24 protein-coding genes and 1 tRNA gene are annotated in these 22,994 nt (G+C 55.8%); 11 read left to right on the top strand and 14 right to left on the bottom strand.

The annotated features are described in order from the left end of the window. Nucleotides 1-18 precede the first annotated feature (18 nt). Entirely contained in the window at nucleotides 19-264 is a 246-nt protein-coding gene (locus tag Q0362_RS08920) for a cell division protein CrgA (protein WP_280794674.1), read from the bottom strand. Nucleotides 265-335: 71 nt separating this feature from the next. Between Q0362_RS08920 and Q0362_RS08915 the strand changes: the two genes are divergently transcribed. From Q0362_RS08915 to Q0362_RS08905, 3 genes are read left to right on the top strand one after another with little or no spacing between them, the layout of a single operon-like run. Next, on the top strand, nucleotides 336-1,067 hold the full coding sequence (locus Q0362_RS08915; RefSeq protein WP_298122677.1) for a class E sortase: 732 nt from the start codon (nucleotides 336-338) through the stop codon (nucleotides 1,065-1,067). Next, entirely contained in the window at nucleotides 1,067-1,225 is a 159-nt protein-coding gene (locus tag Q0362_RS08910) for a hypothetical protein (protein WP_298122675.1), read from the top strand. The genes Q0362_RS08915 and Q0362_RS08910 overlap by 1 nt, the downstream gene beginning before the upstream one ends. After that, nucleotides 1,222-1,854, top strand: a complete 633-nt coding sequence (locus Q0362_RS08905) for an aminodeoxychorismate/anthranilate synthase component II (RefSeq protein WP_298122673.1) — start codon at nucleotides 1,222-1,224, stop codon at nucleotides 1,852-1,854. The genes Q0362_RS08910 and Q0362_RS08905 overlap by 4 nt, the downstream gene beginning before the upstream one ends. 3 nt (nucleotides 1,855-1,857) lie before the next feature. Here Q0362_RS08905 and pknB read toward each other — a convergent pair whose 3' ends face one another. The 9 genes from pknB to Q0362_RS08860 all read right to left on the bottom strand — a co-directional run bounded on the left by pknB (nucleotide 1,858) and on the right by Q0362_RS08860 (nucleotide 12,815). Then, nucleotides 1,858-3,618 (bottom strand): Stk1 family PASTA domain-containing Ser/Thr kinase, encoded by a 1,761-nt coding sequence (pknB, locus tag Q0362_RS08900; RefSeq protein WP_298122671.1) that lies wholly within the window; start codon nucleotides 3,616-3,618, stop codon nucleotides 1,858-1,860. A 31-nt stretch (nucleotides 3,619-3,649) separates the two neighbouring features. Then, complete coding sequence (locus tag Q0362_RS08895) at nucleotides 3,650-5,320, bottom strand: protein kinase domain-containing protein (RefSeq protein ID WP_298122669.1); 1,671 nt, start codon at nucleotides 5,318-5,320, stop codon at nucleotides 3,650-3,652. Beyond that, nucleotides 5,317-6,774, bottom strand: a complete 1,458-nt coding sequence (locus tag Q0362_RS08890) for a penicillin-binding protein 2 (RefSeq protein WP_298122666.1) — start codon at nucleotides 6,772-6,774, stop codon at nucleotides 5,317-5,319. Before Q0362_RS08890 ends, Q0362_RS08895 begins: the two co-directional genes overlap by 4 nt. Then, complete coding sequence (locus Q0362_RS08885) at nucleotides 6,771-8,084, bottom strand: FtsW/RodA/SpoVE family cell cycle protein (protein ID WP_298122694.1); 1,314 nt, start codon at nucleotides 8,082-8,084, stop codon at nucleotides 6,771-6,773. The genes Q0362_RS08890 and Q0362_RS08885 overlap by 4 nt, the downstream gene beginning before the upstream one ends. A gap of 77 nt (nucleotides 8,085-8,161) precedes the next feature. Beyond that, entirely contained in the window at nucleotides 8,162-9,388 is a 1,227-nt protein-coding gene (locus tag Q0362_RS08880) for a PP2C family serine/threonine-protein phosphatase (protein ID WP_298122664.1), read from the bottom strand. A gap of 9 nt (nucleotides 9,389-9,397) precedes the next feature. Further along, complete coding sequence (locus tag Q0362_RS08875) at nucleotides 9,398-9,919, bottom strand: FHA domain-containing protein (protein ID WP_298122660.1); 522 nt, start codon at nucleotides 9,917-9,919, stop codon at nucleotides 9,398-9,400. After that, nucleotides 9,912-10,661: a DUF3662 and FHA domain-containing protein gene (locus tag Q0362_RS08870; protein ID WP_298122656.1), complete on the bottom strand. Its 750-nt coding sequence runs from the start codon at nucleotides 10,659-10,661 to the stop codon at nucleotides 9,912-9,914. The genes Q0362_RS08875 and Q0362_RS08870 overlap by 8 nt, the downstream gene beginning before the upstream one ends. A gap of 88 nt (nucleotides 10,662-10,749) precedes the next feature. Beyond that, on the bottom strand, nucleotides 10,750-12,141 hold the full coding sequence (locus Q0362_RS08865; protein WP_298122654.1) for an ATP-binding protein: 1,392 nt from the start codon (nucleotides 12,139-12,141) through the stop codon (nucleotides 10,750-10,752). Further along, nucleotides 12,138-12,815 carry a response regulator transcription factor gene (locus tag Q0362_RS08860; protein WP_298122652.1) on the bottom strand — a complete coding sequence of 226 codons (678 nt, stop codon included), beginning with the start codon at nucleotides 12,813-12,815 and terminating at the stop codon, nucleotides 12,138-12,140. The genes Q0362_RS08865 and Q0362_RS08860 overlap by 4 nt, the downstream gene beginning before the upstream one ends. 123 nt (nucleotides 12,816-12,938) lie before the next feature. Here Q0362_RS08860 and Q0362_RS08855 point away from each other — a divergent pair, with 123 nt between their 5' ends. The 7 genes from Q0362_RS08855 (at nucleotide 12,939) to Q0362_RS08825 (ending at nucleotide 17,642) form a co-directional block, all read left to right on the top strand. Continuing rightward, nucleotides 12,939-13,451: a hypothetical protein gene (locus tag Q0362_RS08855; protein WP_298122650.1), complete on the top strand. Its 513-nt coding sequence runs from the start codon at nucleotides 12,939-12,941 to the stop codon at nucleotides 13,449-13,451. Next, nucleotides 13,444-13,854 carry a hypothetical protein gene (locus Q0362_RS08850; RefSeq protein WP_298122648.1) on the top strand — a complete coding sequence of 137 codons (411 nt, stop codon included), beginning with the start codon at nucleotides 13,444-13,446 and terminating at the stop codon, nucleotides 13,852-13,854. Before Q0362_RS08855 ends, Q0362_RS08850 begins: the two co-directional genes overlap by 8 nt. Nucleotides 13,855-13,862: 8 nt before the next feature. After that, nucleotides 13,863-14,825 (top strand): FAD:protein FMN transferase, encoded by a 963-nt coding sequence (locus Q0362_RS08845; RefSeq protein WP_298122646.1) that lies wholly within the window; start codon nucleotides 13,863-13,865, stop codon nucleotides 14,823-14,825. After that, a complete protein-coding gene (locus tag Q0362_RS08840) occupies nucleotides 14,822-16,354 on the top strand; it encodes a 2Fe-2S iron-sulfur cluster-binding protein (RefSeq protein WP_298122644.1) in 1,533 nt (510 codons plus the stop codon). Before Q0362_RS08845 ends, Q0362_RS08840 begins: the two co-directional genes overlap by 4 nt. 48 nt (nucleotides 16,355-16,402) lie before the next feature. After that, a tRNA-Leu gene (locus Q0362_RS08835) sits at nucleotides 16,403-16,485 on the top strand. A 145-nt stretch (nucleotides 16,486-16,630) separates the two neighbouring features. Then, the gene (locus Q0362_RS08830; RefSeq protein ID WP_298122642.1) at nucleotides 16,631-17,035 is read left to right on the top strand and encodes a hypothetical protein; all 405 of its coding nucleotides are present in this window, start codon (nucleotides 16,631-16,633) and stop codon (nucleotides 17,033-17,035) included. Between the two features lie 193 nt (nucleotides 17,036-17,228). Then, nucleotides 17,229-17,642 (top strand): hypothetical protein, encoded by a 414-nt coding sequence (locus Q0362_RS08825; RefSeq protein WP_298122640.1) that lies wholly within the window; start codon nucleotides 17,229-17,231, stop codon nucleotides 17,640-17,642. Between the two features lie 86 nt (nucleotides 17,643-17,728). Here the strand turns inward: Q0362_RS08825 and Q0362_RS08820 are convergent, their stop codons facing one another. From Q0362_RS08820 to Q0362_RS08805, 4 genes are all read right to left on the bottom strand, one after another. Beyond that, nucleotides 17,729-18,400, bottom strand: coding sequence for an HAD hydrolase-like protein (locus tag Q0362_RS08820; protein WP_298122639.1), 672 nt, complete (start codon nucleotides 18,398-18,400; stop codon nucleotides 17,729-17,731). 69 nt (nucleotides 18,401-18,469) lie between these two features. Beyond that, nucleotides 18,470-19,165, bottom strand: a complete 696-nt coding sequence (gene nucS, locus Q0362_RS08815) for an endonuclease NucS (protein WP_298122637.1) — start codon at nucleotides 19,163-19,165, stop codon at nucleotides 18,470-18,472. A 10-nt stretch (nucleotides 19,166-19,175) separates the two neighbouring features. Further along, complete coding sequence (locus Q0362_RS08810; protein WP_298122635.1) at nucleotides 19,176-19,892, bottom strand: HAD-IA family hydrolase; 717 nt, start codon at nucleotides 19,890-19,892, stop codon at nucleotides 19,176-19,178. After that, complete coding sequence (locus Q0362_RS08805; RefSeq protein WP_298122633.1) at nucleotides 19,889-20,692, bottom strand: SDR family NAD(P)-dependent oxidoreductase; 804 nt, start codon at nucleotides 20,690-20,692, stop codon at nucleotides 19,889-19,891. Before Q0362_RS08805 ends, Q0362_RS08810 begins: the two co-directional genes overlap by 4 nt. Nucleotides 20,693-20,756: 64 nt before the next feature. Here Q0362_RS08805 and Q0362_RS08800 point away from each other — a divergent pair, with 64 nt between their 5' ends. Then, on the top strand, nucleotides 20,757-22,901 hold the full coding sequence (locus Q0362_RS08800; RefSeq protein WP_298122630.1) for a M13 family metallopeptidase: 2,145 nt from the start codon (nucleotides 20,757-20,759) through the stop codon (nucleotides 22,899-22,901). The last annotated feature ends 93 nt before the right edge of the window (nucleotides 22,902-22,994 follow it).

The following is a 22,994-nucleotide window of genomic DNA, read 5'->3' as shown; positions in this document are numbered from 1 at the left end:
ACACGCGTGTAATTAGAGTTAGCGCCACCGTGTGGTCATCAGGAAGCCGATGAAGGCAATGCCGAATCCGACCAGGATGTTCCATGAACCAAGAGCCAAGATAGGCAAGGTTCCCTGGCTGATGTAGAACACAATGATCCACACCAAGCCGATGAGCATGAAGCCAAACATGACGGGCTTGAACCAGACGGGGTTCGGTGCGTCTGCGCCGGTAGCCTCGGGGTTACGAGGAGCCTTCGTGCGCTTCTTCTTTTCTGCAGCCATAGTGCTCAAAAGTCTACCCGAATTCAGTAACTCCACAGGATGACAGCTTTCTGCCGGGTAAAGTTGGGTACGTGTTCAAGCCAGCAACTCTTTCCCGCATCATGGGCATTGTTGGCGAACTCCTCATCACTTTTGGCGCCATAGTCCTGCTCTTTCTTGCCTGGCAGCTGTGGATCAACAACGCTGTTGTTGCAAGCCAGCAGCAATCCGCTTCACAAGAACTCGTTCAAGAGTGGTCCACGGACAAAGACAAGATAGCCTCAGCTCCGTCAACAGAAGATTTTGGTCCAGCCCCGGCTTTCAAGGGAGCTGGTGAAGGCGCCAAGTTCGCCACGATTTACATTCCTCGTTTAGGGGCAGACTCCACACGCGTGGTGAAGAACAGCATTGATCTGACCACCGTCCTCAACAACGGTTACTACGGTCACTACCCTGATACCCAATGGCCCGGTCAACCCGGAAACTTTGCTGTGGCTGTCCACCGCACCAACTGGGGTAGTCCTTTTGGCGATGCCCCCAAGCTGCAAGTCGGCGACAAGATTTACGTGGAGACAGCTGACGGGTACTACACCTACGCCTTCCGGAACTACGAGTTTGTTCTGCCCTCAGCGGTCGATGTTCTCCTCCCTGTACCTGGAACAAATGCTTCTCCTGGAGACCAAAGCCTGCTCACCATCACCACATGTAATCCTTTACTCGGCGATGCAGAGCGCATGATTGTCTATAGCGTTTTGGAGTCATGGCGACCACGTTCAGCAGGTCCTCCTGCTGAGATGGCAGAGACACAGAAGGTGGACAAGTAATGTACGCAGCGTTGTGGCGAGTGCTTCCTGGCAGCCTCTGGGTCAAGATTGCGATCTTGACCGCGGCTGCCGCTGTCGTCATTACTGTTCTGATGGTCTTCGTCTTTCCCATCGTGGATACAGCAATTACGGTCAGAGACGTTACGGTTAATCAATGACCAGGATCTTGGTAATCGATAACTACGACAGCTTTGTCTACACCCTCAACGGGTATCTGCAAGAGCTGGGCGCACAGACTGTTGTTGTGCGCAACGACCAGATTCCCCTGGAAGAACTTGATGCCACTTTGGCCGAGTACGACGGTGTTCTCGTTTCTCCTGGCCCAGGTAAGCCATCAGATGCGGGTGTCTCAATTGCTGCAGTGCACTCTGCCCGCAAACAAAGCATTCCTTTGTTAGGTGTGTGCCTAGGCCACCAAGCAATTGGTGAAGCTTTCGGTGCGACCGTGACGAACGCTGAAGAGCTCATGCACGGCAAGACGTCACTGATCAACCACGACGACAGCACTCTCTATGCGGCTGTTCCCCAGCCTTTCACCGCAACCCGGTATCACTCTCTTGCAGTGGTGAACTCAACAGTTCCCGAAGAACTCGTCGTGACCAGCTCCACCACCGGTGGAGTGATCATGGGGCTTCAGCACGCAGAAGCACCCATTTATGGAGTTCAATTCCACCCAGAATCTGTCCTGACAGAGGGTGGTTACACCATGCTGGGCAACTGGCTTGAAGTGTGCGGCTTGGCAGGCGCAGCAAAGCTGGCTCTGACAAAGAGCCCACTTATTCGCTAGGAATTATCCTGCGCAGTAGGTAATGGTGACTGCGGTTCCCTGCGGTGCAACACCTGGTGCTGGAGACTGTGCTCGCACTGTTGGCTGTTCTCCCTTTGCACAGGTCGTATCTGCCTGAACGGTAGGAGTAATCGACAAGGTGCTCAAGAGGTTGTTGGCGTCAGTGACCGTCTTGCCCTTGAGATCGGGAATCTCAATCTTTCCATCAGAGACCAGCAGGTTGACCTTGCTGCCTTGAATGAGCTTGGTGCCTAGGGTTGGTGTGGTGCTGATGACCAAGCCAGCTGCATACGAAGGTGAGTGTCCCTCCGTGGTGGTTCCCACTACTAAGCCGACTGCTTCCAGTTGGACCTTTGCGTCCGCCACTGTCATATCTGCAACCTGAGGAACTTCCACCATGGTCTTTCCAGCAGACACATAGACGGTAATGGGTGTTCCGGGGTCAATCACAGCCCCCTTTTCAGGCTCAGTGCGGATGACCTTGCCCTTTTTTACAAGTGCAGAGTTCTCAACCACGATGCTCGTAATGAGATCAAGGTCTTGGAGCTCTTTGACAGCAGCCTTTTCTTCCACGTTCTTGAGCGTGGGCACGGTCACTGTTGAAGAAGGGAAGATGTTGGTTGGTTGCAAAGTAGCAACCCAGAGGCCCATTCCTGCGATAGCGCCGAATACCAAAGCAATAACCGCGACCGCAGTAATCACTCGCTTGCGCTCGGGACGGAATTGCTCTGGCTGAATCAGCGTGGGAGCAGTTTGAGGATCATCACCGAAGAGGAAAAGGAAATCGTCAGGGAGCTCTGAAACCGTGTCCGATTTTTCAGCAGCAGGTTCAGAGATGGGTGAGCCCAGCAAAGAGTTGACGTCATTCTCTACAACAGGCTTTTCTTTCACACTCTTCGGTGCAACAGTCTTTGCAGCTTCTGCTAGACGCAGCTCTTTCCCGAATTCAGCAGTTGTTTGAAAGCGATCTGCCTTGTCCTTAGCTAAAGCCGTGAATACGACCTGATCAAGGGCTAGTGAAACCTTGGGGTTCAAAGAGCTAGGTGCTGGTGGGTGAGCGTGAATGTGCTGGTGGGCCACAGCAACGGCAGTGTCACCCGTGAAAGGAACCTTGCCGGTGAGCATTTCAAACAGGACAATTCCGACGGCATAGAGGTCAGTGCGAATATCAACCTTCTGGCCCTGAGCTTGCTCAGGAGAGAAGTATGCCGCGGTGCCCAAGATGGAAGTCGTGGTCGCGATGTCGTCAAAGGTCTCAGCAACAGCTCGAGCAATTCCGAAGTCAAGAACTTTCACCTTGCCCGCACGCGTGAGCATGATGTTATCCGGCTTGATATCGCGGTGAACAATGCCCTTGTTGTGGGCGAATTCAATGGCTGACAGCAGCTCTTTCGTCACACGAATAGCTTCAGGAACCTTGAGGGGACCACGAGCTACGAGCTTGGAAAGTTCAAGACCGTCAACGTATTCCATCACGAGGAATGCGTAAGTGTGCTTCACACCCTCAGAGTCAGTTTCAGTGGTTTCGCCTGCATCAAGGACACTGACAATATTGGGGTGATTCATGGTGGAAGCAGACTTTGCTTCTTGCTTGAATCGCTGACTGAACTTCTTGTTGGCAGCAAGTTCTTCATTGAGAACCTTGATGGCAACCTTGCGGCCTAATACAGAGTCTTGTGCAACATAAACATCAGCCATCCCACCGCTACCGATGAGCTTGCTGAGCTGATAGCGCCCAGCGATGACTTTGTTACTGAGTGGCACTGGTTCCCCCTGAAAAGACTGTGTGTCTAATCTATCCCAGCGCTGAGACGGTGAACGAAGTGGTGGGCGAGCTAGCGGAGATAGCAAGACCAGAACAGGTCACCTGGTAAGCAACGGTGTGGTTACCCAGAGCGGTTGGTGCAGCGAAGGGGGTTGTTGGATTAGCGAAAGAAGAAACCGTTGCCCCATCCACGAGGAGTGTGTAGCTTTCCAAGCTGTGGCCTGATGGGCATGCGGTGTAGCCAGCCCAGGTCGCGGTGAGGTTCTGGCCTGGAGTTGCGTTGTCATCGTTAAGGCTAGGAGCTGCTGTGGGAGCAGGTGCTACCGGAAGATCACCGTAGTAAGTCACGTTGATAGTGGTGCCATTGGCAACCTGAGGACCGGTTGGGTTGACGTCATAGACCACACCCACCTTGTCTGCGCTGGGAGCAGCGGTTCCCTTGACAGCGTTGACGTTCATGTTGAGCTTCTCAAGAGCTGCCGTAGCGTCTGCCAAAGACTTGCCTACGTAATCAGCCTTGTTGATAGCTGCTGCGGTGGGAGTAGCCGAACCTGTTGGGGTCGGAGTTGGTGTCTTTGACTTTGTGGGGCTTGCCGACTGGGTGGTCTCTGTCGGGGTTGGCTCAGGAGTGTTTCCACCCGAAGTCAACGCAACAACGGCACCGATGATGACGATGACGAGCACTCCCACAAGAGCGATGAGGGGCCAAGTCCACGGACTGCGCTTCTTCTTTTCTGTTGATTCAACGGGTGCGGGTGCTTCTGGAATGTTCAAAACTGTTGTTGCTCCGGTTTCAGCAGTGCGTGGCATGACCACGGTTGCATCCAATGGGGTTGTGGTGGTGCCAAGAACACCGGGAACTGCCGCGGCAGCACCCTGTAGGTCTCCGCGGCGCAAAGCCTGAGCTGCACGAGCCAGGTTTGCAGAGGAAGCGGGACGGTCAGAGGGCTTCTTCGCAATGCAGGAGTAAACCAGGTTGCGAACAGGCTCGGCAATAGTGTCGGGAAGCGGTGGAGGCTCTTCGTTGATCTGAGCCATCGCGATAGCGACCTGCGATTCACCAGTGAAGGGACGCTTACCTGCGAGGCATTCGTAGGCGACGATACCGAGAGAGTAAATGTCGGTCGAAGGGGACGCGGGGTGTCCAGAAGCCTGTTCGGGCGAAAGGTACTGAACTGTGCCCATGACCTGACCAGTTGCGGTCAAAGGAACCTGGTCAGCAATACGAGCAATACCGAAGTCGGTGATCTTCACGCGACCTTCGGGAGTGATGAGCATGTTTCCGGGCTTGATGTCGCGGTGAACAAGGCCAGCACTGTGGGCTGCCTGAAGAGCAGCAGAAGTCTGCGCAATGATGTCGAGGACCTTGTCAATGGACAGAGTCTTCTCGCGCTCAATGACGGCGGAAAGAGGTTCACCAGGAACAAGCTCCATCACGAGGTAGGCAGAGCCTTCTTCCTCGCCATAGTCGTAGACGTTCGCAATGCCTTCGTGGTTGACCAGGGCAGCGTGGCGAGCTTCTGCACGGAAGCGCTCGAGGAAGCCGGGGTCTCCCAGGTACTCGTCCTTCAAGATCTTGATCGCGACAAGGCGACCAATGACAAGGTCAGTGGCCTGCCAGACCTCGCCCATGCCACCAATGGCAATGCGCGACTGGAGTTCATAGCGACCACCAAAGGTGATTCCAGCTGTTGGTCTCATTTGTTTAACCCTGCCTCTAGGACTTTTCTTGCGATTGGCACTGCGATGTCGTTGGTGTAACCATTTTGTCCGAGTCCACCACCGTTTTCGATAACAACGGCAATGGCGTATCTCGGAGCTTCAGCCGGAGCGAATCCGGTGAACCAGAATGTGTACGGTTCCCCGTCTCCATTTTGGGCCGTACCGGTTTTACCCGCGACCTTTACTCCATCAATTCTCACATTAGTTATGAGATTGCTGTTATCTACGTTGTTGATCATCATTTGGGTGATGGTCGCAGCGTTCTCTGGGCTGATTGCCTGAGAGAATTCTTTCGCTTCAAACTGGGAAATTGGTTTGAGCGTGGGTTCGAGGATTTGATCGAGCACGGTGGGATACATCACCTTGCCGCCATTGGCGATAGCAGCAGAGACCATGGCGATCTGAAGTGGGGTTGCCCTGACGTCATATTGACCAAACGAGGCTAGTGCCGTCTGAGGATCATTCATCACCACAGGGAATTCACTCGCTGCTGCTTTCATGGGCACGTCAAACGAGGTGTTGAAACCGAACTTCTTCGCCTGATCCAGGATTGCCTTGCGCCCCAGTTCGAGTCCAAGTTCAGCAAAGGGAATGTTGCAGCTCAACCGCAGGGCAGTAGCCAAGGTCACTGTTGCGCCATATCCACAGGTTGTGTAGGTGGAGTTCTGGATAAACACATCAGTGCCTGGCAGCTGGAACTGCGAGGGGTTCGCAAAGGTGCTCTCCGGTGTGTATTTGCCAGACTCCAAAGCAGCAGCAACCATGACCAATTTGAATACGGAGCCAGGAGGGTTCATGTCGCCATTGATGGACTTATCAATGAGTGGCTTGAGCGGATCTGCAATCAAGGTGTCATAGGTGGCAATGACTTCATCAGCATTGTGGGAGGCAAGCAAATTGGGGTCATAGCTTGGCTTGGACGCCATGACCAAAATCTTGCCGGTGCTGGGTTCGGTCACCAGCACAGCACCTTCGTACTCACCTAAGGCATCGAAGGCAGCTTGTTGCATTGCGGGATCGAGGGTCAAGGCAACACTGGCACCCTGCGGTTCTTGACCAGTCAAGATGGAGTTGAGCTGGTTGAGGAACTGAGAACCTGTTTTGCCACTGAGATAAGAGTTGAGCGTGCCTTCAATCCCGGTCATGCCTTGGTTCAGCGTGAAGTAACCCGTGACGTTGGCATAGGTTGCAGGGTTGGGATAGGTGCGCTGGTAGCGATAGTTGTCATCAACGGGCACTGATTCAGCTATCGGTGCGCCCGCAACCAAGATGGAACCTCGCTTGTAGCGGTAGCTATCAAAGGTGGTTCGGGTATTTCGCGAATCCGCATAGAGCTGATCTGCGGTGAACACTTGGATCGTGCTGGCGGCCAGGAACAGCACGACAAACATTCCAATCACCACCATGGTGACGCGCTTTAACTCGCGGTTCATCCGACCACCAGCCTGGGCTCGCTTCGAATGGAGTCTGACAGGCGCAACAACAGAGCCGCGATAATCCAGTTAGCAACCAGTGAACTACCACCAGCGGCTAGGAATGGCGTGGTCAGACCTGTCAAAGGAATGACACGCATCACTCCACCGATCACGATGAAGCACTGCAAGGCAATAGTGAAAGACAAACCAACGGCGAGCAGCTTGCTGAAGTCATCGTGACCAGCGAAACCGATACGCAAACCGCGACCGACCAGTAACAGGTAGAGACAGAGAATGGCAAAGATGCCGGCGAGGCCGAGTTCTTCTCCCAAGCTGGCGATGATGTAGTCACTCTGGGAGACCGGTGTAACTTCGGGCATGCCCTCGCCCAGGCCCGTGCCAATAACGCCACCATGAGCAAGACCGAAGAGTCCCTGCACCAGCTGGTAGCTTCCGCCGTCGGCGGAGAAGTTCGCATCGTTGAAAGCGTCATACCAGTTGGCAAAGCGGCCATTGACGTAATCCAGGGTTTGATTCGCAACGACAGCGCCTAGTCCCACCAGGCTGAGCCCCAGTGCTACCCAGCTTCCGCGGCCAGTGGCGACATAGAGCATGACCAAGAACAAGCCGAAGAAGAGCAGACCAGTACCGAGGTCGCGCTGGAACACGATGACGGCCATGGACAGTGCCCACACCACAATGATGGGACCGAGGTCACGGCCGCGAGGAAAGCGCATGCCGAGGAAGGTGCGACCAACCATGGACAGGCTCTCTCGGCGCTGAACGAGGTAGCCGGCAAAGAAGACAGCCAGAGCAATCTTGGCAATCTCACCAGGCTGGAAGGTGAGCGTTCCTAGCTGAATCCACACCCTCGCGCCGTTGATGGAAATTCCCAAACCAGGAACCATGGGCAGAGCAATCAAGATCACCGCGAGCAGACCGGCCACATAGGTATACCGCTGAAGCACCCGCTGGTGCTTGATGAAGACGATGGTGGCTAAGGCCGCACCAAGAGCAAGTGCGGTCCACGCAATCTGCTTATTGGCGAGAGAATCCCAACCTTCATTACCGAGGGCTAAGTCAATGCGGTAAATCTCGGCAATGCCGAGCCCATTGAGCACGGTGGCGATGGGAAGAATGAGGGCGTCTGCTTGTGGTGCCACAAAGCGCATTGCGACGTGGATGGCAAGAACAAGAACCGCGAGCAAGCCACAGATGGCGAGCGGGCCCGCATCAATCTTGTCCAGCACACCCCACTGCACCAACACCAGTGAGGCCACGTTGATAGCGCTGGCCACCAAGATGAGAATCAGTTCAACATTGCGCATCCGCTGAGAGGAGCGCACGCGTTTGAGTCGACCGATAGATCCGGTGGCGACAAAGTCAGGAGCTGGAGCGGACACGGTTACTGGGTTCCACTCGTCAGGGAATCAACCAAGCTTTGTGCTTCGCCATAGGTAGCAAAGGGAATGCCGCTCTTGATCTGCTGTTGCTGATAGGCAGTCAATGAATCCAGAGGAATGTCGGTATCGACATAAACCTGAGACAGGCTCATACCAGCAACGTTTTGGGAAATGCCCTGATAGATCACGACGGAGTCGGCGTCACTTCCGACATAGAACTGGGTTTGGCTCCAGCGATAGCCCAAGATGGCACTGATCACGATCGCACCCAACACAAGAATCAATGAGCCAATCAAGATGACACGGCGGCGAATGCGCTTGGCCTTCACTGCATCGAGTTGAGCAGTCAACGCAGTGGGAGGAACGCTCATCCCACCGGTTGAGACCGGCATCTTTTTCGGCTTGGGGCGAGGCTTCAAGTTAGGTGTGGGAATGAGTTTTGCTGCGGGAGTTTTCACGGCCATGGGGCCAGCTGCTGAACCAACGAGTTCAGCAATCTGCTCTGGCTCATCTGCGGTGATATCCACGACCACGACAGTCACGTTGTCTGGAGCGCCACCAGTCAGGCTGGCTTGAACCAAGGTGTCTGCAGCATCATCGGCAGTTTCTGCCTCAACGAGGAAGGGCTTCAAGCGCTCGGTATAGACAACACCGGTCAGGCCGTCTGAGCAGAGCATCCAGCGGTCGCCAATTTCGATGTCCAACACTGCTGTGTCGAGCTCGGGAGAGGCATCCACATCTCCGAGCACTCGCATCAAGACAGAACGGCGAGGGTGGTCGTGTGCCTCTTCTTCAGTGATGCGGCCACTATCAATCAGGCGCTGAACAAACGTGTGGTCAACGGTGACCTGTGACAGGTTGCCTTCACGAAGGAGATAAATGCGAGAGTCACCGATGTGGGCAATGACAACTTGATTGCCTACGCGGAGCATGGCACTGACAGTTGTACCGAGACCAGCAAGCTCGGGGTGCTCATAGACAACATCGGAGAGCATGTCGTTGGCTTGCAAGAGAGTAGCCAACAAATCTTCTTGAGCTGAGACGACGTCTGGATATTCCTTATCCAGCTGCAGCAGGTGACGAATGACCAAGTGGGAAGCAACGTCTCCACCGGCGTGACCACCCATACCGTCAGCAACAACGCTGAGATAGGTGCCCGCGTAGCCAGCATCCTGATTGGATGCTCGAACCATGCCTACGTTCGAGGCGGCTGCGCTGTGCTTAGACATAACGTGCGCCTAGCGGCGAACCTCAAAAGTCATCGAGCCCACAACAATGGGGGTGTTGAGCGGAATAGGAACGGGGCTGGTTACGCGAGCACCAGCCAGAGTCGTTCCGTTGGTGGAGTCCAGATCGCGCAGGAGCCAGCTTCCACCGCGAATTTCTAAACGAGCATGGTGTGTGGAGGTGTAGTCATCCTGGATAACCAAGCTGGAGTCAGGTGAACGACCGATAGTGATGACGTCTCCCTGCAAAGGAAGTTCCTGTCCCTGCAGTGCACCTGAGGTGATGATGAGCTTGAGTGGAGTTCCATCAGCAGGAGCAATCTCAGTTGCTGCCACAGGTGCAGCGATGCGGGGTTGTGCCGAGGTGAGGAAGGCACTCGCATCGGGGGAGACAGGAGCAGGAGTTGCAGCCGGCATCTTGCGCACACGCTGACCAAAAAGATCACTGCGCACGGCATAGACAACAAAGAAGACGAAGACCCAGAGCGCAATGAGAAAACCAATGCGCAGGATCAGAAGGGTGAGCTCACTCACGTGGACCCCAGAATCCACCTGGCTCGGCAGCGCGAGGTGTCTGCACGGTCTCTGATGCGGAGGAGGAAGATTCTCCTGCTGCTTGAGGAAGCAGGCGAAGAACAATGCTGGTCTGACCGATAGTGATGACGGAGTCAGCTTCGAGAGCAGCAGAGACCAGTCTCTGGCCGTTGAGCTTTGACCCGTTGGTGGAACCTAAGTCGTTGGCCTGGGCGCGAGTTCCATCCCAGAGCACTTCAACGTGCTTGCGGGAGATACCGGAGTCCTCGACTGTGATGTCGGCTTCAGTGCCACGACCAATCACGGTGCGAGACTTCGCAATGGGGTAACGCTTGCCGGCAATCTCCAACACAGCAACCCAAGTGACCGAGCCACTGACGTTTTCAGAATCAACCTGGACCACGCCCATGGCGAGAGAGGGGTCAGAGCGGAGTGAAATCTTGATGCCACCAGCGAACTGGTAGTGCTGTGTTGCAGCATGCTTCGTGACGAGTCGTGTGAGCTCATCGGTCAGGGTGGCACCCATGTCGATCATGCGCTCGTAGTCGTCCGGAGCGAGACTGACGGTGAACTTGTTTGGAACAAGGACTCGATCGCGGGAGACAACGGCAGCTTTGGTGTCGAGTTCACGGCGCAGGGCAGCAGTGATTTCTACAGGCTGAAGACCTGAGCGAAATGTCTTCGCGAACGCACCATTGACTACGCGCTCAAGGCCGCGCTCAAGGTTGTCGAGAATGCCCACTGGTCTCCTTTGTCGGGGTAAAACTCCTCCCCAAATCGTACCCGGCGAGCTTGGAGCAAGCTGGATGCGCGCCGGGAGGAGGAAGGACTCAGTTTCTGGCGATATCGAAGGAAGCTGATGCGTCTAAGCCACCGGTTGCCCGAGGGGCCAACTCAGCTTTTCCACCTGATGCTCGAGCGAGCTGGGCCACGATAGCGAGGCCGAGACCGCTGCCGTTCTTGTCAGATTGTGCTCGCCAGAACCGATCAAACGCGCGCACACATTCCTCTGGACTGAGCCCAGGTCCTTGATCCATGACGTGCAGAACTGCTTCTGCCCCAGTTACCTCCACGTGGACAACAATGACTGAGCCAGCCGGGCTCACCGCCAGGGCATTGTCGATGTAGTTATCGACAATCTGTTCAACCGCGTTAGGGACCGCAACCACCTGCAGGGTCATCGGACCTTCATACCCAATCACCACATCAGATTCGGCGGCGAGGGCTTGCCACTGCTCAACGCGACCTCGAGTGAGGGTGGCAAGGTCGACGATCTCTCTGGGAACGTCTGATGCCTCGGTGCGACTGAGCAAAAGCAAACCTTCGATGAGGTTGCTCAACCGATCTGCCTCTGCTTCAGCTGCTGCTAGCCGGTCCGCCGCCCCAGCAGGATCGGTTTCCAAGAGATCGTGAGCTCGTTCCAACCGCAAACGCAATGCGGTCAGGGGAGTGCGTAATTGATGCGATGCATCGGCAGCAAAAGTTCGTTGTTGAGTAATGAGAAGTTCAAGGCGCGTAGCCATGTCATTGAACGAGGCAGCGAGCGATCGAAGTTCCCTTGTTCCTGCAGATTCATCAGCACGCGAGCGCAGATCACCTGCAGCTAACTCTTCTGTCGCACTCTGCAGCAATCGAATTCGCCTGGTTATTGATCCAGAGACGATGTAGCCAACAATGGCAGCCAGCAGCAATGCAATGACGGCAACAAGGGACAGGAGCCCTAATTGTTCATTGACAGTGTTGGAAACGATGTAGTCGGGATAGGTCAGTCGAACAGCGCCGAGAACTTCAGTTCCGCTCAAGATAGGCACAGCGACATAGAGCAATTCTTGATTCAGTGTGGAAGAGAAACGGTGTCCAGTACTGATCGAACCAGAAAGTGCTTCGACAATCTCAGGTCTATTCAGATACGACGTGCCGAGATCCGCCTGATCGTCGTCACTGATCACCACCGCGGTTCCGTCGGCGTTCACGATGACTACTCGAGAACCACCAGCATCCCGGTAGTCCTTAGTGGCTTGAATCAGTTCAGCATCATCAGAGGTTGTTGCCGTCTCTAGTGCTTGCTCACTCCGCCCAGCCAAAATGAAGGCATCACGTTCTAGAGAGGTAATGATGCGTTCGTGTTCAACCTGTTGGAGATAAAACCCTAAGGGGATGTCTTGAACGAGCAGCACGAGCAATGTGACAGACATCAACGCTGTGATGAAGCGCCACTTCATGAAGGCTGCCCGAATCGGAAACCTACGCCTCGGACAGATTCAATCCAGGCTGCATTGCCCAGCTTCTTCCGAATGGCAGCGATGTGAGCATCGAGAGTTTTACTCGTGCCGTACCAATTGGTGTCCCACACGTCATGCAAAATGTCTGAGCGTTTGAAAACAGCTCCAGGGTCACTGGATAGGTATTCGAGAAGTTCGAACTCTTTCGCCGTGACGTGGATATCTTCACCGGCAAGACTGACTCGCTGAGTTCGCACATCAATGATGAGGTTCCCAAAAACCCGTTCGTTCACGATAGGCGCCTCATTCTCGGAGGAACCTGTTCTGCGAACGACTGCACGAATACGCGCAATGAGCTCACGCATCCCGAAGGGCTTCACAACGTAGTCGTCTGCCCCAATCTCCAAAGCAACTACGCGATCTATTTCTTCGTCGCGAGCACTCACCACAATGATCGGAACGGTGCTGACCGTTCTCATCCTGCGGCACACTTCGGTGCCATCCATATCGGGGAGGCCCAGATCCAGAAGCACAATTTCGGGACTGAATTCCGCCAACGCGTCTAGCGCTGCGGCACCAGTTGACACGTGTCGTGTTTCAAAAGTTCCGCCCGAGAGTCCATCGAGGAGACCGTCAGCAACTGACTGGTCATCTTCCACGAGGAGAACGCGCATGACTCCATTCTGGCTCTGCCTTGGGGTTCACGTCCTCTTTAGCTCTTGCTTCTGTGGAAAATTGGCTAAATCTTGGATTTTGTCAGGACGTCTCTTGGATGTGCTCTCCGTAACGTGGAGGGTATGAAGTCTCAACTCATGACAGCCCTCTCGATTGTGGGCGTACTCGGAACAGCCACCACGGCCATGGCCATCAATACAGATGCTCTGGCCACCCTGGACCCCGGTGCAATTGGCACAGCGACCGACACTTTGTTGCCCGGTACTGCCGCTCCGGTCGACCCTACAGCTCCGGTAGCGACACCTGCTCCAGCAGACCCCAGTGCTTCGCCCACTCCCGCGACTTCCAGTGCCCCACAAACCGGTGGGAACGTCTCAGGTAGCAATTCGAGAACAAACTCGGGATCTGCTCCTGCAGCACAGGAACCTCAGGCTCCAGCGGCTCAACAGCCTCAGGCGCCAGTTGTTCAACAGCCACAAGCAGCTCCGGTTAACGGAACTTCTGGCGGTTCGGGAAGCCGTGTAGCACCAGCTGACGGTTCAACCGTGAACTACGAAGACGATGATCACGAAGACGATGATCACGATGAGGATGGCGAGCACGAGGATGAACACGAGGAGGAAGACGATGACTAAGCGTGTGCACCCAGCTGAGACTGCACGCAAACTTGTTGGAGTTGCCTCGGGTGTTGCGCTTGTGGGTATCGTGACGGGTTTTCAACTTTCTGCTAACGCGCAGGAAGGTGAGCAAGCCCAGCAGGTTATTCAGGGCACCCCCGCAGCAGTCGCTCCTGCAGCAGGTGAAACACAGGCCCCTGCCGCTGAGGTAGCGCCTGAAGCGGTACCTGCCCCGGCGGCACCTTCTAATCAACAGGTTTCCGTTTCTCAAAACCCAGCACCTCCTGTTGAAGCACCAGCCTCTGTACCTGCTGCACCCGTGGCTCCTGCCGCTCCTGTTGAAGCACCCGCTGCCGTGGCTCCTGCTGCACCAGCCCCAGCTGCACCCGTGAACGGTACTACTGCTGGATCGGGCGGCTAAATACATTTATGTCTGACGACATCTCGAAAAGTGCCCTGCGCGCGGTATTCACTGAAACGAATTCCTTGCCCGGGGTACTTTCGCGTCGCCAACCGGTGATGGGCGGGCACGGAACAATCTCCTTGGTGGGAGGTAATCCAGAGCTACTCGATGAATGCTGGGCGCTCGCCGATACCTGTGAGCAGCTGTGGAGCAGGTTCATTTCCGACAGCGACATCAGCAGAATTAACTGGTCAGAAGGGGAGCCTGTTCGAATTGCTCCGCTGACCAGGCAGCTTATTGCTGCCATGATTTCTGGGCACACGCTCACGGAGGGGGTCTATGACCCCACGTTGCTTCCGGACGTCATTAACGCCGGCTATTCCACTTCAACTGTGGACCCCACCCGGTCAACACAGCTTCCATCGTCAGCTTCCGCCCCGGGACATCTTGAGGGAATTAAATTCAGCGATGATCATGTCATTGTCCCCACAGGCACGACCCTCGATCCCGGCGGGATAGCGAAAGGCTTCACCGCGGATCTCATCGCCCAGCACGCAATAGATAAGGGTGCTTACGGTGTGATGGTCGAAATTGGTGGCGACATTGTTGTCCAGGGCGATGCCCCTGATGGTGTCGCATGGCGTTTGGGCGTTGAGGACCCGTATGTGCCAGATTCACATGCCAGCATCGTTCGCCTACAACGCGGTGCTGTCGCCACATCAAGTCAACTCAAGCGTCGCTTCGGTGAGGGAGAAACATCAACCCACCACCTCATCAACCCCGCCACTCATTCCAGCGCAACTGCTGAGGCCCAAACGGTCACCGTTATTGCCGCTTCGGGCGCACGCGCAGAGGTATTGACCAAGCGCGGGTTTGTGGACAAGCCAGAAGATTTCTTGGCATGGTTGCCTAGTGTGGGTGGAGCAGGACTCATCATTTTCGCTGACGGAAGACAGCAGGTTTCTGCTAACTGGAGTATCTACGCATGAACGAACCACACATCTGGTGGTACATCACCCGAGCTAGTGCCCTGATTGCCTGGGCACTGATGACGATGTCGGTGCTCTGGGGAATTCTGCTCTCCACTCGCGTGATGCGCAGAATCGACAACCCTGCGTGGTTGCAAGATTTGCACCGCTATCTCGGTGGACTCACGTTGTTCATGGTCGCCCTGCACATGGTCAGTTTGATGCTTGATGGCTGGTTGAAGTTCTCTCTCACCGAGACCCTCGTCCCCTTCGCCACGGACTTCAAGCCTCTTGCTGTTGCCTTGGGCATCATCTCCTTCTACATCCTTGTAGCGGTTCAAGGAACGTCAATGTTCATGAATCGGCTTCCACGAAAGTTCTGGAAAGGCCTGCACTACAGCAGCTATGTGGCACTTCTCCTCGTCGCATTGCACGCAGGTTGGTCAGGTACCGATGTGGGTTCGTGGTGGTACCGCGTTCTCGCCATCGTCCTCATTTCTGTTGCCACTATTGCCGTTCTTGTGCGCATCATTACCGGGACAAGGACGGGAAGCTCCAGTGCTCCTGCTCGTGAAAAGGTAGTTCCGGGCACAGAGAAACCAGTTCCTTCGCGTCCTCAAATTGATACCCGCACCATGGTGGTGAGCACCTTGGAGGACGTCGCACAGGACGTGCGTGCTATCCGACTTCTTCCCCTGGGCGGCGGACAACTTCCGGTCTGGCATCCAGGAGCTCACGTCACACTTCATTTGCCCAATGGATTGCAACGTCAGTACTCGCTGTGTGGGGATCCCGCCGAGCGAACCCACTTTGATATCGCTGTCCTCAAGACTGAACAGTCAGAAGGAGGAAGTGAATGGATTCACGCCAATCTCTCGCCCGGAATGACCTTAGAAGTTTCAGGGCCCCTCAATCACTTTGAGCTGGAACCTGCAAACGAGTACCTCTTCATCGCTGGCGGCATCGGCATCACTCCGATCAAGGCAATGATTGAGTCACTTCCTGTTCGGAGAAAGTGGAAGCTCATCTACGCAGGCCGCAGCAGAAGCACGATGGCCTTTGCCGAGGAACTTGTGGAGCGCTATCCCGACCAAGTCGAGATCCACGCTTCAGATGAAAAAGATTCACAACTGGACGTGTATTCCCTCACGGCATCGTCAGCCGCGCAAGTGTATTGCTGCGGGCCGGAGTCCTTGATGTCCGCTGTGGCAAGCTTTGTTCCAGCTGACCGCATGCACCTCGAACGCTTTGTTGCGATAGCTCGCGAGAGCAGCCTCCCAGCTTCACCACTAGAAGTCACCTGCCGAAAGAGCAAGAAGTCTTTCGTGGTTGATCCTGAGGAGAGCATCCTCGATGCCCTCGAAGAAAACGGACTTCCTGTCCTGGGCTCCTGCAAAAAGGGCGTCTGTGGAACCTGCGAGGTTCGAGTTGTTGAGGGCAAGCCCATTCACCTGGATTCGGTTATCGATGACGCAGAGAAGGATCGTCTCAAGGTGATGTATCCCTGTGTTTCCAGGGCTGAGGGCCACAAGTTGGTCCTAGACCTCTAAGGCTCAAATGGCGCAGGGGCATCACTCCGTGATAGCCTCGACCAGTTCGCGCGAGTGGCGAAATGGCAGACGCGCTGGCTTCAGGTGCCAGTGCCCGCAAGGGCGTGGGGGTTCAAGTCCCCCCTCGCGCACGAACGAAATCCCCGGTATTCATACCGGGGATTTTCTTTATGTTCACCACATTGTTATCGACGAATAGTCTGTTTTTGCTCAGCTAACTGCCAGAATTGCAGTGCGCACCGTTGCGCACCACCTCTTACATAAGGAGTCATTTTCATGGCTAAGTTCACCCTGCGCAAGGCTGCTGCCGTTGCCGCAATTGCGACCATCGCAACCTTCGGTCTTTCTGCTTGTGCAACCCCTGCACCTGAGCCCACCCAGTCCGCTATCGGTGGAGACATTGTTGCTCCGATCGAACTCAACTACCAGGACATCGACGGCCAGACCCTTGAGCTGGTTGTTGGCCAGGTTGTCAACATCAACTACGGCGGCATCAACGACGGTGAAATCGAAGTTGCCATCTCTGACAAGAAGGTTGTTGAGTACTCAGCAGCTTCTTACGAGAACGACACTCAGTTCTCCGCTGGCCTGATGGCACTCTCCGGTGGCGAGTCCACCGTGACCTTCACCTTCGCTGGTGAAGACCCCAAGGTACTCAACATCCAGGTTCTCCTCAAGTAATTCACGCAACTGTGGAAAGGGCGTCCCTGCGGGGGCGCCCTTTCTGTGTTTCCGGGGAAATATTGCTCTCAGAAAACTCCCAGATTACACACAGCTAAATCCCAACTTAAACGATTGGTACAGAGATAACGTTGTCTCAAGAGCAACCCGCTCACACAGCACATACTTCACAACCCCAGGAGAAACGCAGATCATGAAGAACCAGAAGCTCATCAAAGTAAGCGCCATCGCAGCACTCGCAGCAGCAGCCGCATTTAGCCTCAGCGCATGTTCCACTGCAGCTGACGAAGACAGCTCCGGAGCAGATGAGTCCAGCGAAACCAGCCAGGTAGTGGCTCCCACAATCATTGACGTCGCAACTGCTGACGGCCAGACCATTGACATCAGCAACGGCGGCTTCGTCGACATCACCACTGGTGACACCGATCCAGCTGACTGGTCAGCAGTTCTTTCTGACCCTGCAGTCGCTTCCTTCACCGCTGGTGGAAAGTCTGGCGATGCAGTGATGAACCCCGGTCTCCAGGGCACCGCAGCTGGAACCACCAAGGTTGAGCTCACCAACAAGACCACCGGTCAGGTTGTCAGCTTCACCGTCAACGTCAAGTAATTCCCCCCAAGTAACAAAAAGCACGGCCTCCATTAGATAAGACAATGGCCCCTCCCGAATACGGGAGGGGCCATTCGTTTTAAGTTCTAGTTACCCAGTAAGAGTTCGCGAAGACGATCAGCTGAATACACCGTTGCAATGGCTCCGGTGGCTTCAGCAGGCGAACCGTAACCCCACTCCACGATGATGGTGGGCACGTTATGGGCAGCAGCACCTTCCACGTCATAGATGCGGTCACCGATGAGCACGCTCTGAGAGGTGTCCGCACCAGACTTGGCCAGTTCAGCAAGAGCGTGGCCAACAACGTGAGCTTTGGATGTGCGGGCATCATCTTCAGAAGCGCCGGCGATGACCTCGAAATACGGGGTGAGTTCAAAGTGGTCCAAGATAGCCCGGGCTTGGTCTTCGGGCTTACTGGTGGCGATAGCCAGTGGAACACCTGCATCACGCAAAGATTCCAGGAGTCCGATCACACCGGGAAAGATCGCAGAGTCGAATGCACCATCGCGACGGAAGTCGGCACGATAGATCGCGAGAGCCTCGCGTGCTTTCTCTTCAGAGAGGCCAGCGCGTTCCTGAAGTGAAGCCAACAGAGGTGGGCCGATATAGGCCATGAACTCATCGCGAGCAGGGACTGGAAGTCCGAGGTGAGAGAACGTTGCAGACAGGGCATCGATGATGCCGGGAGCAGAGTCCAGGATGGTGCCATCCAGATCAAAGAGGACAGATGACCACGTGCGCGTAACGACAGAATTCATAACTTGGCAAGCTTAGGCGTGAATCGCAAGAACTGGTGGAAGCTACCCAGGCTTTTCTTCCTTGTTGGACTAGAAGAGTCGACCGTGCTTGTCTTCGATGCCGCGCATCTCGTCGTAATCGAGAATGAGCGTGCGAATACCGCGGTCTTCGGCCAGGGTTTTTGCCTGGGGTTTGATTTCTTGCGCGGCAAAGACACCGGTCACCGGAGCCAAGTGGGGATCACGATTCATGAGCTCGAGGTAACGCGTGAGTTGCTCCACGCCATCAATCTCACCTCGGCGCTTGATCTCCACGGCAACGGAGTTGCCGTTCTCATCGCGAGCGAGAATGTCCACGGGACCAATGGCGGTGAAGTATTCACGACGGACCAGGGTGTAACCCTCGCCGAGAAGCTCGATGTGTGCAGCAAGGAGTTCTTGTAACTCTGCTTCCACACCGTTTTTGATCAGGCCAGGGTCTTCGCCGAGCTCGTGTTCAACGTCGTTGTAAATCTCATAGATGCTCACGACCAGCATGTCTGCGGTCTTGGCATGGGTCACGCGCCAGATCTCCGTCACACCCACATCAGCCTGGTCGGCCTCGGGTTCGTGAGTAGTCAGTGAACACGGAGGGCTCATCCAGTTGAGGGGTTTGTAGGAACCACCATCTGAGTGAATAAGTAGAGAACCGTCTTGCTTGAGCATCAGCACACGCGTTGCCAAGGGCAGGTGTGCACTGAGCCGACCGGCATAGTCAACCGAGCATTTGGCAACAACAAGACGCATGAGATTGAGGCTACTTTCCCTGACCCAAAAGCAGTTCGAGCAACTCTGCAGAATCAGAAACAGTAGCCATAGCGCCGGCAAATTCTTTCTCGTGGGCATAGCCCCAGCGAACCAACACTGTCGGAATACCATTGAGCGCAGCGCCATCAGTGTCGTAGAAACGATCACCAATCATGAGCGCATTCTCACTTCCCAGCTGGCGCAGAACTTCAGCAATGACAGATGCCTTGTCTTTGCGCTCCTCATTGCCGCCGACGATGGCGGTGAAGTATGGCGTCATGTCATAGGCATCGCAGAGGCGTTCTGCTTCATGCTGGGGTTTGCTCGTGGCAACGCCCATCGGAATACCGGCATCGTGCAAGGTCTTCAGCGTGGAGAGAATCCATGGGAAGAGCTGCTGGTCTTTCAGACCATCACGCTCAGAGAGCGAGCGGTAATACGCACGAGATTCATCAATCCGCGCTGTGCCAATGAACCGCAAAAGAGAAGTACCGGTCGGAGGGCCAATCAGGAACTTGAGTTGGTCATCACTAGGGGGCGTCACACCAAAGTGCAACAAAGTTTCACGCAGGCGACGCACAATCGCTACAGCTGAGTCCAGCAGCGTGCCATCCATGTCCCAGAGCAAGGGTGTCCAGGGGCCTTCGGTTCGCAGCACAGGTCCTGGGGTGTAGTCGACCTCCACCGTGCTGGGAGGGTTGTGCACTACCTCGGGGTGTTCGCTCATGCGGAGGGGATCCGTTCTTCGCCGATGGTGTTTCCGCCATCGACGGTGATGACCTGTCCGGTGATGTAGCTCGCACCGGGCGAAGCAAGCCAGGCAACCGCAGAGGCGATTTCCTCGGCGGTGCCACTTCGTCCAGCAGGAACAAGGCGACCTTCGGCTGCCTCAGAATCCAGTTGGCTTCCGGTGGCAATCCAGCCAGGAGCAACAGCGTTGGCGGTGATGCCGTGGTGTGCTTCGTCCACTGCCAGGCCACGAGTCAGGCCCACCATGCCGGCCTTGGCAGCTGCATAACCGAGGTCTCCACGGGTGGCCATGGCCGAGCCCGAGACGCTGGTGATGTTGATGATGCGTCCCCACTTCGCCGAGCGCATGAAATGCACGACTGCCTGGGTGGAGTGGAACGCAGTGGTGAGGTTCATGCCCAGGGCGTCATTCCACTCGGCTGTGCTCATGTCGATGCTGCCCTGGGCAATGGTCTCGTCCGAGACAGTGACCATGCCGGCGTTGTTGACCAAGATGGTGGGCTGGGCAGAGACATCTGCCATCTCTTTCGCCAAGTCAGCAGCACCCGCCTCAGTGTCGAGGCGGCAGACAATTCCCACAGCGTCGATATCGAGAGCTTCCAGTTCACGCACACGCTCGTGAATGCGATCGGTGGTGCCGGTGATGATGACGCGGGCACCAAGCTCACCTAAAGCGCGTGCTGAGGCAAAGCCAATGCCGGTTGCACTACCTGCACCAGTAATCAGTGCAGTCTTTCCCTCCAGAGTGAGGGAGCCAGGAAGCTTGGGAAATGACATAACTTCAGGCTACCTAACAGCGAACATGCGAGAAGTGCGCCCTGCCAACTTCTAGGCTGGAGGAATGAGCGAAAACACAGCCCTCTCTGGAATCGACATCACCGAGCTGGACGAAAAGGTTCGTCCGCAGGATGACCTCTACCGCCACGTGAACGGCAAGTGGGAAGAGCGCACCCCAATCCCTTCGGACAAGGCTCGCTATGGCTCGTTCCACATCCTCGCTGAGGAAGCAGAGAAGGCTGTCCGCGACATCATCATTGAAGGACAGAACGCTCCCGAAGGTTCTCAGCAGCGCACTGTGGGTGATCTGTACACGAGCTTTATGGACACCGACCTGATCGAATCCCTTGGCGTTGCCCCCATTGAGTCTCAGCTAGCTTTCGCTGGCAACGTTGCCACGATCTCTCAGCTGCTCGACACCGTCGCTCGTCTCGAGCGCCACGGTGTTGGCGGGTTCATGGAACTCTTTGTCGATAACGACCCTGGAAACCCAGAGCGCTACCTCGTCTTCACAGAGCAGGGAGGTCTCAACCTTCCTGATGAGAGCTACTACCGCGAAGAGAAGTTCGCATCAGCACGTGAAGCATATGTTGGCCACATCCAGCGCATGTTTGAACTGACGGCAGAGCACCTCCCAACTACAGCTGGTCTCGACAACGCTGCTGTGCGTGCACAACGCGTCTTTGAACTCGAGACCGCGCTCGCCGCAGCACACTGGGACAACGTGAAAACCCGTGACTCCGTTGCCACCTACAACCCACTGACCTGGGCTGAGGTGAAGGAACTCGTTGCTTCTGGCGCACGTGGTGCGATTGACCTCGAAGCAGTTGTGGGTTCAGACCCCCACGAACACGTTGCAGATCTCGACATCTGGCTCACTGCCCTTGATGCACCTGCTGGCGCCCTCGACACTGTTGTTGTGCGCGAGCCCAGCTTCCTCGAAGGCCTGGGGGCTTTGCTTATTCAGGAACACCTCGAGGCATGGCGTGACTGGCTCAGCTGGAACATCATTCACTCAGCAGCTCCATTCCTTCCCGCCGCGTTTGTCTCAGAGAACTTTGACTTCTATGGCCGCACCCTCACCGGCACTCCAGAACAGCGCGAGCGCTGGAAGCGCGGCGTCTCTCTGGTCGAAGGTTCGATGGGAGAAGCAGTAGGTCGGGTATATGTGGAGCGCCACTTCCCCGAGCGCGCCAAGGCTGAAATGGATGTGCTCGTAGCCAACCTCATCGAGGCTTACCGCGAATCCATTACCAACTTGGACTGGATGAGCGAAGAGACTCGTGGTCGTGCCCTGCAGAAGCTGGACAAGTTCACCCCCAAGGTTGGCTACCCCGTCAAGTGGCGCGACTATTCAGCTCTGGTTGTGAGCCCCACTGATCTGGTTGGCAACATGCGCCGTGTCGCGGAGTTCGAATTTGCTCGTGAGCTCGGCAAGATTGGCAAGCCCATTGACCGAGATGAGTGGTTCATGACTCCTCAGACCGTCAATGCGTATTACAACCCCGGGTTCAACGAGATCGTGTTCCCGGCGGCGATCCTGCAGCCACCCTTCTTTGACGCGAGCTGGGATGACGCGGCCAACTACGGCAGCATCGGTGCCGTCATCGGCCACGAGATCGGCCACGGTTTCGACGATCAGGGTTCGCAGTTCGATGGCGACGGCCTGCTCACAGACTGGTGGACCGAAGCCGACCGAGAGAAGTTCACCGAGCGTGCTGCAGCGTTGATCGCTCAGTACAACGAGCTCGTTCCCGCCGGACTCGACGAGCAGTATCACGTCAACGGCGAGCTCACCATCGGCGAGAACATCGGCGACCTGGGCGGTCTCTCGATCGCGTGGAAGGCGTACCTTCTCGCCCTCGACGGCAAAGAAGCCCCCGTGCTCGACGGGCTCACTGGCGCACAACGCTTCATTATTAGCTGGGCTAACTCGTGGCAGCAGATGGCGCGTGAAGAAGAGGCGATTCGCCTCGCAAATGACACCCCCTACGGACTGGCAGCCGGATTGCAGACGGGCAACATTGCTCGTGCTCACCGTGTCGCCGCAGCATTGGATTCAGGCATCGTGTGGGTCAACGCCTGGGGTCTGCTCGACCCGGCCGTTCCTTTCGGTGGCGTCAAGGCCTCAGGTTGGGGTCGCGAGTACGGTCCCGAGTCACTCGAGGCGTACACGCGCACCAAGTCAGTCGTCATCTCGACGCTGTAGATCGCTTCTCGGACCCGGAGCGAGGGGCTGAACTGGCTCTAGTTCTTGGGTGAGAGCCCGAGTGACTTACCGGCACGTGATTCGCCGGCAGTG

Origin of the sequence: uncultured Aurantimicrobium sp. (genome assembly GCF_936931525.1) — a bacterium.
Lineage (GTDB): Bacteria > Actinomycetota > Actinomycetes > Actinomycetales > Microbacteriaceae > Aurantimicrobium.
Note: the sequence above shows the minus strand (reverse complement) of the source record. Positions and strands in the feature narration are given on the sequence as shown.